We start from the raw sequence: 13,903 nt of genomic DNA, 5'->3' as shown, positions 1-13,903 counted from the left end.
CGGCCCTTCCCTCCCGAAGGAGGGAAGGGCCGTCTCCCGCTCGTGGTCTGGCGCGTCTTCGGCCGGCAGAAGGTCCCGGGCTGTCCGATGAGCACGGGTGTGCGTACGGGCCGCTCCCGGGGACGGGTTCAGTTGGCAGACTGGGCCCATGACAGCCACATCCATGAGCAAAGGCGCCAATCTTCCCGTGGCCGCCGAGGCCGTGCAGGTCGTGCTCGGTTGGTCCGCCGGGCCCGGTGCGCCGGACGCCGATGCCTCGGCGCTCCTGCTCGGGGCGGACGGACGGGTGAGGGACGACGGGGACTTCGTCTTCTACAACCAGCCCCAGCACGCCTCCGGCGCCGTGCGTCACCTCGGGAAGCGGCAGGACGCCGGCGGCACGACGGACACCGTCGGGGTGGACCTGCGTGCCCTGGAGCCCGCCGTCGAGCGTGTCGTGCTGGGTGCCTCGGCCGACGGCGGCACCTTCGGCCAGCTGTCGGGACTGATGCTCAGGCTGCTGGACGCCGGGACGGGCCGGGAGCTCGCGCGTTTCGAGATGGAGGCCACGACGGAGACGGCGTTCATAGGAGGCGAGCTCTATCTGAGGGGCGGCCAGTGGAAGTTCCGCGCGGTCGGACAGGGCTACGACTCCGGGCTGGCGGGCCTCGCCACCGACTTCGGGATCAGCGTGGACGAGGAGCCTGCCGCCCCGGAGCCCGCCGAGCCCCGTGCCGCGGCGGTGGCCCACCAGGCGCCGGTGACCGCCGCTCCGCCCGCGCCGACGGCGCCCCCGGCTCCGGTGCCCGCCGCGCCGACCGCACCCCCGGCGCCTCGTCCGCCCCTCCCCGCCACGGCGCCCGCACCCGCTCCGCCGGTCGTGGGTCCGCCGGTTCCCATGGCGCCGCAGGCCACCCCTCCTCGCCTGGTCAAGGGTGAGGAGCACCTGCCCGTGGACATGCGCAAGCGGCTGTCCCTGCGCAAGGAGCAGGTGGCGGTCAGCCTGCGCAAGCACGGCGTGGAGGGTGTCAGGGCCCGTGTCGTCCTGGTCCTCGACGCCTCGGGCTCGATGTCCTTCCTGTATTCGCGCGGTGTCGTGGCCGATGTGGTGGAGCGGATGGCCGCGGTGGCCGCGCAGCTGGACGACGACGGGGAGATGCAGGCGTGGACCTTCGCCTCCAATCCGGCCCGGCTGCCGGACCTGGTGCTGGGGGAACTGCCCGAATGGCTGGAGCTTCACGTCCGGGTCGGTGAGCTGACCCTGTTCCGGCGCAAGAAGCCGCGCAAGGGTCTGCGGCCGGGACAGGTGGACATGCGCGCGGTCGGCATCCAGAACGAGGAGCAGAAGGTCATCGCCGAGGTGCGGTCGTTCGTCCGTGAGAACCCGGCCGCCGATCCCACGCTGGTGCTGTTCTTCTCCGACGGCGGCATCTACCGCAACAAGGAGATCGAGAACGAGCTGCGTGGGGCGGTGGAGGAGCCGATCTTCTGGCAGTTCGTGGGACTGGGGCGGTCGAACTACGGCGTGCTGGAACGGTTCGACGCACTCCCCGACCGACGCGTCGACAATGTCGGCTTCTTCGCCGTCGACGACATCAGCACCGTGCCCGACCCGGAGCTGTACGACCGCTTGCTGTCCCAGTTCCCGGCCTGGATGAGCGCGGCACGGCGTCTGGGTATCGTCCGCGGCTGAGGCCATGAGGCCATGAGGCCGTGAGCCGAGGCAGTCGCACGGGGCCAGGAGAGCACAGGGGCAGGCCCCGTGCGGGCCCGCGCCGCCGGAGCGCGGGCCCGGATTCCCCCGGCCGTCGGCCGACCGGGGTCCTACTCGGGCTGGTGTTCCGGTCCGCCGAAGTCCGGGCTGGTGAAGTCCGGACTGGAGAAGCTCGGGCGCGGTCCTGCCGCCGGTCCGCCTTCGGGGCTGCTGAACCCCGGCCGGTTGTACCCGAGTTGCGGGATGCGGCTCGGTGTCGGGGTCTGGCGGCCCAGCGCGGCGGAGCCGGGATCGGCGAGGGCCTCCCGGAGGAACGGCAGGACGCCGCGCTCCAGCAGGGCCTCGTGCCAGGCTTCCCTGGCCCGGACCACTTGTTCGCGCAGTTCGCCGCGGGCCTCGTCCGGGAGGGAGGACGAACTGTTGCGCAGTGCCGTCAGCAGCAGTCCGACCGCGGCGACCAGGATCGCGGCCGCCGTGACCGCGCCGAAGACCCACCCCGTGGTCAGGAGGGTCTTGGCGAATGCCGGCTCGGGGTCGAGCATCTTCAGGATGTACCCGACGAGCAGGAAGATCGCCGCCGCTGTGCCCGCGAGCATGGGTGCGAGCACCGCGACGACGGCGATGGCGCCGGCTCCGGCGGTCTCGGTGACCTCCCCCACGGTGGCGACGAGCCCCATCGCGGTCGCGCCGGGCTCCGGGGAGCCGACTTCCTCGCTCACGACCGGGTGGGACGACGCCGGGTTGCGCAGTTCCTCACGGGCCTTCACATAGTTCTGGTACTCGGTCGCCGCGGCCGCCGTGATGAGCGCGGTGGCGTCGAGTGCCATGGTGCGCAGTTGTTCGGGGTTGAGCCGCTGGCCGACAGCGGCGAGTTCCGGGCGGTGTGGTGCGGAGCGCAGCGCCTCATCGAGGATCCGCTCGTATTCCCGGCGGTCCTCGCTCAGCAGGTGCTGCGGAACGCTGTTCATGTGCATCCCCCGATGCTCCGTAGGGCTGGTGGCTCGCACGCTGACGAGCCGTCGGGCAGAAACGGAGGGGAGCCTGCTACGGATAAGCCGATGGTAGAGCGGTGACGGCACGCCGTGACAGGGGGTTTCCAGAAATAGGACCCTGGCTCGGCGCAGTCCTCCTGGGGGACGCCTGCCCGGTGAACGCTCAGGTATCCAGGGGAAGTTGCTGGACCAGCAGCTTTCCGGCCATGGTCACCCCGCCGTCCATCGCGATGGCCAGCCCGTCGGCGTACAGGTGGGGGCCTTCGACCACGGGGCCCGCGCCGTCCTCGCCGTCCTCGGAGCCGACCTCGCCCAGGAGATACGGGATGGGGCTGTGACCATGGACGATGCGCTTGCCGCCGTAGGCGTTGAGCAGTTCGCGGACGGCCTCGGAACCGCCGTCGTCGCGGAAGGCGAAGCGCTTGGTGAATTTGCGGAACAGGTCCCAGCACTCGTCGGCGTCGTTGCGGGTGAGGGTTTCGCGGACGGTGTCGTTGACCGCTTCGATGGAGTCGCCGTAGTCGAGGTAGGCGGTCGTGTCCGAGTGGACCAGGAGGTGCCCGTCGACCAGTTCCATGGCGTCGAGGCGGGCCATCCACTGGAGGTGGTGGTCCTGGAGGCGGTCCATGTCGGTCTTCTGCCCGCCGTTGAGCAGCCAGGCGGCCTGGAAGGTGGCGGTGCCCGCGCCGGAGTTGACCGGGGTGTCGGCGAACCGCTTGGCGCCGAGGAGCAGCAGCTCGTGGTTGCCCATGAGGGCCTTGCAGTAGCCGCCGGCCGCGGCGGCCTCGGCGGACAGCCGCATCACGAGGTCGATCACGCCGATGCCGTCGGGTCCGCGGTCGGTGAAGTCGCCGAGGAACCACAGGCGGGCGTTGCCCGCGGACCAGTTGCCCGAGGCGTCGACGAGGCCCCGCTCCTGGAGCGCCGCGACCAGCTGGTCCAGGAAGCCGTGCACGTCGCCGACCACGTACAGCGGGCCGGGTCCGTCGGCGGGCGCGGGGGCGGGCACGGCGACCGGGTCGACGGTGACCTGGACGGTGTCGCCCCGGTTGATGACGGGGAGGTCCCGCTGCGTGGGCGTGTACTCCTCCGTGTATTCCGTCCGGTAGTCCGTGGACGGGTGCTCGGCCGATTCCGGGGCCCGGTGCTCCGCCGTGTCCGGGGCCCGGCGCTCGGTCTGCTGCTGGTTCCGGTACTCGGCCGGGGCCGGGTTCCGGTACTCGCCCGGCCCCCCGGCGGGGCCGGTGGCCTCGCCGGGGAGTGTGCTGGGCGTGTACGGACCGGTCTCGTGGACGTACGCGGGCACCCGGAAGTCGCGCAACGTCGCCGTCCGCACCACCTCGGGTCCCTGACCGGCCCCCTGAGTCATCGACCCCTCCACCACCATCGCGCCGCATCTGCACCGGATCGGACTGCCTGGTCGCAGCGGCCCGCGGTGTCGTCCGCCCATCATAGGAATGCGGATCGCGCCATGTGATGACCCAGGGGTGGTGAATCGGAGCAGGAGCCCTGTTCACCGCGGTTTTCGCCCGAATTGGGCGGTGCTTTCCCAGCCCTTCCGGCGGCGCCCCTTGTTTACGGGACGTCAACCCTCCTCGGGTGATCGTGGCGGACTGACGGTCGTGCGTGGCGAGCGACGCTCCGAGGACGTCCGGACGATCAGTTCCGTAGGTATCACCTGCTCGACCGGATGGTCCGATTCGACCCCTTCGATCGCGTCGATGAGGAGCTGGACCACGGCCGTACCGATGCGGCGCGGCTTGAGCGAGAGCGTGGTGATGGGCGGCTCGGTGTTGGCGTAGACGGTGGACTCGCTGCAGCAGACGAGCAGCAGGTCGTCCGGGACGCGCAGGCCGTACCGGCGGGCCGCGGCCAGCAGGTCCGTGCCGTTCGGGTCGAAGAGCCCGTAGACGGCGTCGGGGCGGTCGGGCCGGGCGAGCAGCCGGTCGGCGGCGACGGCTCCGGCGCAGGGATCGTGCGCGGGGTAGGCCTCGTACACCGGATCCTGGCCCACCCGCTCGCACCAGTGCAGGTAGGCGGTGGTGGAGAGATGGGTGTACGTGTCCGTGGTGGTGCCGGTGAGGAGGCCGATCCGGCGGGCGCCGGCGTCGGCCAGGTGGTCGAGGATGCCCAGCACCGCGGCCTCGTGGTCGTTGTCCACCCAGGCGGTGACCGGGAGCGAGCCCGCCGGGCGGCCGTCGGAGACGACGGGTAAGCCCTGGCGGACCAGTTCGCTGACGACCGGGTCCTGGTCGGACGGGTCGATGACCACGGTCCCGTCCAGGGCGACGTTCGACCACACGTCGTGGCGCGAGGTCGCGGGGAGGATCACCAGGGCGTAGCCCCGGGCCAGCGCGGCCGACGTCGCGGCTCTGGCCATCTCCGCGAAGTACGCGAACTCGGTGAAGGTGAAAGGTTCATCCCCGTACGTCGTCACGGTCAGGCCGATCAGCCCCGACTTGCCGGTACGGAGGGTTCGGGCCGCGGCCGACGGGCGATAGCCCAGCCGGTCGGCGACCTCGCGGACATGGCGTCGGGTGGCGTCCGGGAGCCGGCCCTTGCCGTTGAGGGCGTCGGACACAGTCGTGATGGAGACCCCTGCGGCCGCCGCCACGTCTCTGATGCCCGCCCGGCCCGGTCGACCGCCTCGGCGGGAGGTCTCCGCCCGGCTCACCTGGTGCTTCCCTGCTGCTGTCATGGCGAGCCGATAGTAGGGCTCATGCGGTGGGGTAGTGCGGACGCATATGCACGCGTTGACAGGCACGTTTCTGCATGGTCGAAGCCGAGCAACAACCTTGGAAACAAAGGAAGTTGAACGATCCAATGGCAGTACGTGACTTGTCGACACGCATGGGCCTGCCAAGTGGGCCATGTTTCGAAGAGGTCTCAACTCACCTTCACGAGGGATGCGCGCCACGGCGTGAGCCACCGGCGCGTGCGTGCCTGAGTGGCGCGCCCCCCTTTTCGTGCACCTTCGTACAAGGATGACCGTCAGGTCGCCCGGAGGCGGTGGGCGGTCCGGCGGGGGTTGCCGCCCGGTTGACCACAGCCCATTCGCAGCGGCGCCGAATCCTCATAAGGTGAGAAGCATTGGTAGCCGGCGGTGGTCATGAGCCGCCGGTGGTCGCGAGGAGGACTGCGGTGAGCGAGACGAGCCCCAAGCTGCGTGCCGAGCTGGAGGGTATCCCCAGCTACAAGCCCGGCAAGCCCGCCGCGGCCGACGGTCCGGTGGCATACAAGCTGTCCTCCAACGAGAACCCGTATCCGCCGCTGCCCGGGGTGATGGAGAGCCTCCTGACCGCCGCCGGGTCGTTCAACCGCTACCCGGACATGGCGTGCACCGGCCTGATGAACGAGCTGGCGGACCGCTTCGGGGTCCCCGTCTCGCACCTGGCGACCGGCACCGGATCGGTCGGGGTCGCGCAGCAGCTGCTCCAGGCCACCAGCGGTCCCGGCGACGAGGTCATCTACGCCTGGCGGTCCTTCGAGGCGTACCCGATCATCACGCAGATCAGCGGGGCGACCTCGGTGAAGGTGCCGCTCACGCCGGGAGAGGTGCACGACCTGGACGCGATGGCCGACGCGATCACCGACCGCACCCGGCTCATCTTCGTCTGCAACCCGAACAACCCCACCGGGACCTCGGTGCGCCGGGCCGAGCTGGAGCGCTTCCTCGACCGGGTGCCCCGCCACGTACTGGTCGTCCTGGACGAGGCGTACCGCGAGTTCGTCCGCGACGTCGAGGTGCCGGACGGCGTGGCCGTCTACCGGGACCGGCCCAACGTCTGCGTGCTGCGCACGTTCTCCAAGGCGTACGGACTGGCCGGGCTCCGCGTCGGCTTCGCGATCGCCCATGAGCCGGTGGCGGCGGCCCTGCGCAAGACCGCGGTGCCCTTCGGCGTGAGTCAGCTGGCCCAGGACGCGGCGGTGGCGAGTCTGCGTGCCGAGGACGAGCTGCTCGGCCGGGTCGGCTCCCTGGTCTGCGAGCGCAACCGGGTCGTCGAGACGCTGCGTGGCCAGGGCTGGACGGTTCCCGAGACCCAGGCCAACTTCGTGTGGCTGCGGCTGGGGGAGCGCACGCTCGACTTCGCCGCGCACTGCGAGCGCGCCGGGGTCGTGGTGCGACCCTTCGCCGGCGAGGGCGTGCGCGTCACGATCGGCGAGACCGAGGCGAACGACATCTTCCTCAAGGCGACGGAAGGCTTCCACGCCTCGCTCTAGTCCGCCGGGAGCCTTCGGCCGCCGGGAGCCGCCCGCCGGCGGAGCCGTCACGGGTCCGCGGGGGAGCAGGTCGGCGAAGTCATCGCGCCCTCCGCTCGGGGAGCCGCCCCGCGCGGTCGCGGCGGGTTCGCCGGGGCCGTCGGCCGGTGAGGGCACCGGTGGACGGCCGGGGTCCGGACCGTCGGCATCCCCCGGGTCCGCCTGGGCTGTCGGCTCGTGGAATCACCGGCGCTCACAGGTTCCACGCGGACGGGATCGCCGTCGCGCAGCGTGGTCGGTGAGCGGGGGTCGCCGTCGAGGCGGCCGGACATTGCACGGGCTCGTGAGGCGGTACTCGCCGCCTCACGAGATCGGCGTGGGTCCGTAGGGGAGGGCGAGAGCGTCGCCGTCGGTCCAGAAGGCCATCGTGCCCGGCGGGACCCCTCCCGGGCGCCCGTCTCGCGGGCGACCGCGAACCCGGTGTCGAAGTGGACGTCCTCGCCCCAGAGACGGGCGGTGGAGGAGAGCGGCAGCGCCCGGGTGGTCGGGGTGTCGTCGAGGGTCGCGGTGAGGTTCCCCGCGGGCCAGGAGATCCGTATCCCCGTGTCGCAGATACAACATCATGTTCAAGTCAAGGGGGAGCCCTCCCGTCGCCGAAGCCCTCGAACCGACTGGGGACCCCCCCACCCTCACCCTTCGAACGGCTATGCGTCATAATTGCTTGTGAATGTGAACGCGTTCACAAGCGTGTCCCGGTTGCTCCCGTGATGCACGTGACAAAGGGAGCAAACTGCCGCTGTACCACGGCGACGTAAGGAGACTGACGACGTGGAATTGGCTCTGGCGCCGGAGACTCTGGCGCGCTGGCAGTTCGGCATCACCACCGTCTACCACTTCCTGTTCGTCCCTCTGACGATCTCGCTCGCTGCCCTCACGGCCGGCCTGCAGACGGCGTGGGTACGTACGGAGAAGGAGAAGTACCTCAGGGCCACCAAGTTCTGGGGGAAGCTTTTCCTGATCAACATCGCGATGGGTGTCGTCACCGGCATCGTGCAGGAGTTCCAGTTCGGCATGAACTGGTCCGACTACTCGCGCTTCGTCGGTGACATCTTCGGTGCCCCGCTCGCTTTCGAGGCTCTGATCGCCTTCTTCTTCGAGTCCACGTTCATCGGGCTGTGGATCTTCGGCTGGGACAAGCTCCCGAAGAAGCTCCACCTGGCCTGCATCTGGATGGTCTCCATCGGCACGGTCCTGTCCGCGTACTTCATCCTCGCGGCCAACTCGTGGATGCAGCACCCTGTCGGCTACAAGATCAACGGGGCGAGGGGTCGTGCCGAGCTCACCGACTTCTGGCAGGTGCTGACCCAGAACACGGCGCTGGCCCAGGCGTTCCACACGCTCAGCGCGTCCTTCCTGACCGGTGGCGCCTTCATGGTCGGCATCGCCGCCTTCCATCTGCTCCGCAAGAAGCACATCCCCGTGATGAAGACCTCGCTTCGGCTGGGGCTGGTCACCGTCGTCATCGCCGGACTGCTCACCGCGGTCAGTGGTGACACCCTCGGCAAGGTCATGTTCAAGCAGCAGCCGATGAAGATGGCCGCCGCGGAGGCGCTGTGGGACGGTCAGGACGCCGCGCCGTTCTCGATCTTCGCCTACGGCGATGTCAGCAGGGGCCACAACACCGTCGAGCTGTCCATCCCGGGGATACTGTCGTTCCTCGCCGACGACGACTTCACCTCGTACGTTCCCGGCATCAACGACACCAACAAGGCCGAGCAGGAGAAGTACGGTCCGGGCGACTACCGCCCCATCATCCCCGTCACCTTCTGGGCGTTCCGCTGGATGATCGGCTTCGGCATGGCGTCCTTCGCGATCGGTCTGGTCGGACTCTGGCTCACGCGCAAGAAGTTCATGCTGCCGCAGCACCTGAGGGTGGGTGAGGACGAGGTGCCGCATCTGGTCCCGTTCAAGAACCAGGCGCTCGGCCCGAAGCTCACCAAGTGGTACTGGCGCATCGCGATTCTGACGCTGGGCTTCCCGTTGATCGCCAACTCCTGGGGCTGGATCTTCACCGAGATGGGCCGCCAACCGTGGGTCGTCTACGGCGTGCTGCAGACCAGGCGCGCGGTCTCCCCCGGCGTCTCCCAGGGCGAGGTCCTCACCTCGATGATCGTCTTCACGGCGCTCTACGCGATCCTCGCCGTCGTCGAGGTCAAGCTGCTCCTGAAGTACGTCAAGGCCGGGCCGCCGGAACTCACCGAGGCCGACCTCAACCCGCCCACCAGGATCGGCGGCGACTCCCAGGACGCCGACAAGCCGATGGCCTTCTCCTACTAGGCCCAGGGAGCTGCTGAGTCATGGAACTTCACGACGTCTGGTTCGTACTCATCGCGGTCCTGTGGACCGGCTACTTCTTCCTGGAGGGCTTCGACTTCGGAGTCGGCATCCTGACCAGGCTGCTGGCCCGGGACCGCCCCGAGAGGCGGGTTCTGATCAACACGATCGGCCCCGTCTGGGACGGCAACGAGGTGTGGCTGCTCACGGCGGGCGGGGCGACCTTCGCCGCCTTCCCCGAGTGGTACGCCACGCTCTTCTCCGGCTTCTATCTGCCGTTGCTGATCATTCTTGTCTGCCTCATCGTGCGCGGTGTCGCCTTCGAGTACCGGGCGAAGCGGCCCGAGGAGCAGTGGCAGCGCAACTGGGAGACGGCGATCTTCTGGACTTCGCTGATCCCCGCGTTCCTGTGGGGTGTGGCCTTCGGCAACATCGTGCGCGGGGTGAAGATCGATGAACACTTCGAGTACGTGGGCAACTTCGGGGATCTGCTGAACCCGTACGCGCTCCTCGGCGGTCTGGTCACCCTGACGCTGTTCACCTTCCACGGCACGGTGTTCGTGGGACTCAAGACCGTCGGAGACATCCGGGAGCGGGCGAGGAGGCTGGCATTGAAGCTGGGTGTGGTGACCGCCGTGGTGGCGCTGGGCTTCCTGCTCTGGACCCAGGCCGACAGCGGTGACACCGCGTCGCTGGTGGCGCTGATCGTGGCCGTGGCCGCACTCCTCGTCGCGCTGGTGATGGTGAACGCCGGCCGTGAGGGCTGGGCGTTCATCCTGTCGGGTCTCACCATCGTGGCGGCCGTCGCGATGCTCTTCCTGGCGCTCTTCCCGGACGTCATGCCGTCCTCGCTCAATCCCGATTGGAGCCTGACGGTCACCAATGCCTCGTCGAGCCCCTACACCCTCAAGATCATGACGTGGTGCGCGGGAATCGCCACACCGATCGTCCTGCTGTACCAGTCGTGGACCTACTGGGTGTTCCGCAAGCGGATCGGTACGCATCACATCGCCCCTGATGCCGCGCACTGAATCCGACCTCAGGAACGTTTCACGTGAAACGTGCCTGATGAGCCCAAGGGTGTGTTTCACGTGAAACCAATCGATCCGCGTCTGCTCCGGTACGCCCGGGCCACCCGCCTCTTCCTCGTGGCGGTCGTCGGTCTGGGTGTCGTCGGAGCGGCGCTGGTCATCGCCCAAGCGATGCTCATCGCCGAGGTCGTGGTCGGAGCCTTCCAGCGCGGCCTGCCGGTCGCCGAACTGCGCACACCCCTGGTGCTGCTGGTGGCGGTCGCGGCCGGCCGTGCGGTGGTGGCCTGGCTCACCGAGCTAGCCGCCCACCGGGCGAGCGCAGCGGTCAAGTCGGAGCTGCGGGGCCGACTGCTGGACCGGACCGCGGAACTCGGTCCGGGGTGGCTGAGCGGTCAACGGACGGGGTCGCTGATCGCCCTCGCCACGCGAGGGGTCGACGCGCTCGACGACTACTTCTCCCGCTATCTGCCGCAGCTGGGGCTCGCTGTGGTGGTTCCGGTGGCCGTGCTGGCGCGCATCGTCACGGAGGACTGGGTCTCGGCGGCGATCATCGTCGCCACGCTGCCGCTGATCCCCCTCTTCATGGTGCTGATCGGCTGGGCCACGCGAACCCAGATGGACCGGCAGTGGACGATGCTGTCCCGCCTGTCCGGGCACTTCCTGGACGTCGTCGCGGGACTGCCCACGCTCAAGGTGTTCGGCCGGGCCAAGGCGCAGGCCGAGTCGATCAGGAAGATCACCGGAGAGTACCGTCAGGCGACCATGCGGACGCTGCGGATCGCCTTCCTGTCGTCGTTCGCTCTGGAGCTGCTCGCCACCATCTCGGTCGCTCTGGTCGCCGTGACCATCGGCATGCGACTCGTCCACGGCGAGATGGACCTCTATGTGGGGCTGGTGATCCTGGTCCTGGCGCCCGAGGCGTATCTGCCGCTGCGGCAGGTGGGCGCGCAGTACCACGCCGCCGCCGAGGGGCTCGCGGCGGCGGAGGAGATCTTCGCCGTCCTGGAGACACCGGCACCGGCCTCCGGAGCGCTGCGTGTTGCGATGGGGGAGATCAGCTTCGAGGGCGTGACCGTGCGGTACCCCGGGCGCTCGGCGAACGCGGTCTCGGACGCCTCCTTCACGGTCGAACCCGGTGAGACGGTGGCTCTCGTCGGACCGAGCGGCGTGGGCAAGTCGACGCTGCTGAACGTCCTTCTCGGATTCGTGGAGCCCGACGAGGGGCGCATGCGGATCGGAGGAACCGACCTCGCGGAGGCCGACCTGGCCGAGTGGCGCTCGCAGGTCGCCTGGGTGCCGCAGCGTCCCCACCTGTACGCCGGTTCCATCGCCGAGAACGTACGGCTGGCCCGGCCGGACGCGGACGAGGCGGCGCTGCGGCAGGCGCTTGCCGACGCGGGCGCGGCCGGCTTCGTCGATGCCCTGCCCGATGGCGCCGGCACTCTCCTCGGCGAGGACGGTGCCGGGTTGTCGGCCGGTCAGCGGCAACGCCTCGCCCTCGCGCGCGCGTTCCTCGCCGACCGGCCCGTGCTGCTCCTCGACGAGCCGACGGCCGCGCTGGACGGGACGACGGAGGCAGAGGTGGTAGAGGCTGTGCGGCGGCTCGCCGTGGGGCGCACGGTCCTGCTCGTGGTGCACCGGCCGGCGCTGCTCGGGGTGGCCGACCGGGTGGTGCGTCTGGAGCCCGGGACGGCCGGCTCCACGGACGGCGGACCGCGCGTCCCGGCGTCCCGCTCGACGGACGCCGCTTCGCTCGTCGCGGTGCCCGGCTCCGAGGAGCCGGGCCGTGCTCGTCCGCTTCACGAGGTGGAACCGGAGGTCGAGGGGTCCGCCTCCGGAACGGTCCCGTCGAAGCGGGGCGGTGTGCTCGCGCGGGTCCGCGCGATGGCCGCTCCCCGGCGCGGGCCGCTCGTGCTGGCCCTGCTCCTCGCCAGCCTCGCGCTCGGAAGCGCCGTCGGGCTGATGGCGACGTCCGGCTGGCTCATCTCGCGGGCGTCCCAGCAGCCGCCCGTGCTGTACCTGATGGTGGCCGTGACGGCGACGCGGGCCTTCGGCATCGGACGGGCCGTCTTCCGTTACGCGGAGCGGCTCGTGTCCCACGACGCGGTGCTGCGGATGCTGGCCGACACACGGGTCGCCGTCTACCGGCGCCTCGAGCGCCTGGCGCCCGCCGGCCTGCGGACGACCCGGCGCGGCGATCTGCTGTCGCGGCTCGTCGCCGATGTGGACGCGTTGCAGGACTACTGGCTGCGCTGGCTGCTGCCCGCCGGAGCCGCGCTGGTCGTCTCCGCCGCCTCCGTCGGCTTCACGGCTTGGCTGCTGCCGGAGGCCGGTGCCGCCCTCGCTCTGGGGCTGCTCGCGGCCGGGGTCGGTGTCCCCCTGGTGACGGGAGCCGTCGCCCGGAGGGCCGAGCTGCGGCTCGCCCCCGCGCGGGGTGTCCTGGCGACGAAGGTGGCCGATCTGCTCACGGGAACGGCGGAGTTGACCGTCGCGGGCGCGCTTCCCGCCCGTACCGCCGAGGCGCGCAGGGCCGACGCCGTACTCACCCGCCTTGCCTCCCGGGGCGCCACCGCGACCGCGCTCGGCGACGGGCTGACGGCGCTCGCATGCGGGCTGACCGTCGCGGCCACGGCTCTCGCGGGTGCGCAGGCGGTCGCCGCCGGGCGCCTGAGCGGTGTCGCGATGGCCGTCGTCGTGCTCACCCCGCTGGCCGCGTTCGAGGCCGTCCTCGGGCTGCCCCTCTCCGTCCAGTACCGGCAGCGGGTGCGCAAGAGCGCGGAGCGCGTGTACGAGGTACTGGACGCCCCCGAGCCCGTACGCGAACCGGAGCGGCCGCACGCCGCGCCCGCGTCGCCGTTCCCGCTGCGTGTGCGGGGGCTGCGGGCGCGCCACGAGGGACAGGACCGGGACGCGCTCGTCGACGTCGATCTGACTCTCGAGCAGGGCCGTCGCATCGCCGTCGTGGGTCCCTCCGGGTCCGGCAAGACCACGCTCGCGCAGGTTCTGCTGCGCTTCCTGGACGCAAGCGCGGGGGCCTGCACGCTGGGCGGCACGGACGCCGCCGCGATGGACGGGGACGCCGTACGCCGTCTGATCGGGCTCTGCGCCCAGGACGCCCACCTCTTCGACAGCACGGTCCGCGAGAACCTGCTGCTGGCCCGGAAGGACGCCGACGAGGCAGAACTGCGTGACGCGCTCGCCCGGGCCCGGCTCCTGGAGTGGGCGGACGGCCTGCCCGACGGCCTCGACACCCTGATCGGCGAGCACGGAGCCCGGCTGTCCGGCGGTCAGCGCCAGCGGCTCGCGCTGGCGAGGGCGCTCCTCGCCGACTTCCCCGTGCTCGTCCTCGACGAGCCGGCGGAGCACCTCGATCTCCCGACGGCCGACGCGCTCACCGCGGACCTGCTGGCCGCGACCGAAGGACGTACGACACTGCTGATCACGCACCGGCTGGCCGGCCTCGGCGCGGTGGACGAGGTGATCGTGCTCGTGGAGGGAAGCGTGGTCCAGCGCGGTCCGTATGCTCGGCTGGCCGCCGCCGAAGGACCGCTGCGGGACATGGTGGAACGGGAGACGGCGGGAGATCTGCTGCTCGGAGCCGGGCCCCTGACCGCCGCCGCGCACCCGTGAAGCCGACTTTCACTCACAAAGGG

At 70.5% G+C, this 13,903-nt stretch carries 8 protein-coding genes and 1 pseudogene; 5 read left to right on the top strand and 4 right to left on the bottom strand.

Features of this window, described 5'->3' with window-relative positions; translation table 11 throughout:
* Positions 1 to 148 precede the first annotated feature (148 nt).
* On the top strand, positions 149 to 1,672 hold the full coding sequence (locus H305_RS0132135; RefSeq protein ID WP_028804060.1) for a VWA domain-containing protein: 1,524 nt from the start codon (positions 149 to 151) through the stop codon (positions 1,670 to 1,672).
* Between the two features lie 131 nt (positions 1,673 to 1,803).
* Here H305_RS0132135 and H305_RS0132130 read toward each other — a convergent pair whose 3' ends face one another.
* From H305_RS0132130 to H305_RS0132120, 3 genes are all read right to left on the bottom strand, one after another.
* On the bottom strand, positions 1,804 to 2,667 hold the full coding sequence (locus H305_RS0132130) for a hypothetical protein (RefSeq protein ID WP_028804059.1): 864 nt from the start codon (positions 2,665 to 2,667) through the stop codon (positions 1,804 to 1,806).
* A 181-nt stretch (positions 2,668 to 2,848) separates the two neighbouring features.
* Entirely contained in the window at positions 2,849 to 4,054 is a 1,206-nt protein-coding gene (locus H305_RS0132125) for a metallophosphoesterase (RefSeq protein ID WP_028804058.1), read from the bottom strand.
* A gap of 216 nt (positions 4,055 to 4,270) precedes the next feature.
* A complete protein-coding gene (locus H305_RS0132120) occupies positions 4,271 to 5,383 on the bottom strand; it encodes a LacI family DNA-binding transcriptional regulator (RefSeq protein WP_078629357.1) in 1,113 nt (370 codons plus the stop codon).
* 443 nt (positions 5,384 to 5,826) lie between these two features.
* Between H305_RS0132120 and hisC the strand changes: the two genes are divergently transcribed.
* Positions 5,827 to 6,906 carry a histidinol-phosphate transaminase gene (gene hisC / locus H305_RS0132115; protein WP_028804056.1) on the top strand — a complete coding sequence of 360 codons (1,080 nt, stop codon included), beginning with the start codon at positions 5,827 to 5,829 and terminating at the stop codon, positions 6,904 to 6,906.
* A gap of 239 nt (positions 6,907 to 7,145) precedes the next feature.
* Here hisC and H305_RS51305 read toward each other — a convergent pair.
* Positions 7,146 to 7,499 (bottom strand): annotated as a pseudogene (locus tag H305_RS51305) (cyclophilin-like family protein); the annotation flags it as partial.
* Positions 7,500 to 7,713: 214 nt separating this feature from the next.
* On the opposite strand from H305_RS51305, the gene H305_RS0132110 reads away from it, so the two are divergent.
* Genes H305_RS0132110 through cydD form a run of 3 tightly spaced genes read left to right on the top strand, consistent with a single transcriptional unit; the run spans position 7,714 to position 13,880 of the window.
* Positions 7,714 to 9,222: a cytochrome ubiquinol oxidase subunit I gene (locus H305_RS0132110; protein ID WP_028804055.1), complete on the top strand. Its 1,509-nt coding sequence runs from the start codon at positions 7,714 to 7,716 to the stop codon at positions 9,220 to 9,222.
* Between the two features lie 20 nt (positions 9,223 to 9,242).
* On the top strand, positions 9,243 to 10,250 hold the full coding sequence (gene cydB, locus H305_RS0132105; protein WP_028804054.1) for a cytochrome d ubiquinol oxidase subunit II: 1,008 nt from the start codon (positions 9,243 to 9,245) through the stop codon (positions 10,248 to 10,250).
* Between the two features lie 60 nt (positions 10,251 to 10,310).
* Positions 10,311 to 13,880 carry a thiol reductant ABC exporter subunit CydD gene (gene cydD, locus H305_RS0132100; protein WP_028804053.1) on the top strand — a complete coding sequence of 1,190 codons (3,570 nt, stop codon included), beginning with the start codon at positions 10,311 to 10,313 and terminating at the stop codon, positions 13,878 to 13,880.
* The last annotated feature ends 23 nt before the right edge of the window (positions 13,881 to 13,903 follow it).

Source organism: Streptomyces sp. 142MFCol3.1, from assembly GCF_000424945.1.
Lineage (GTDB): Bacteria > Actinomycetota > Actinomycetes > Streptomycetales > Streptomycetaceae > Streptomyces > Streptomyces siamensis.
This window is presented reverse-complemented; position numbering and strand designations above follow the sequence as displayed.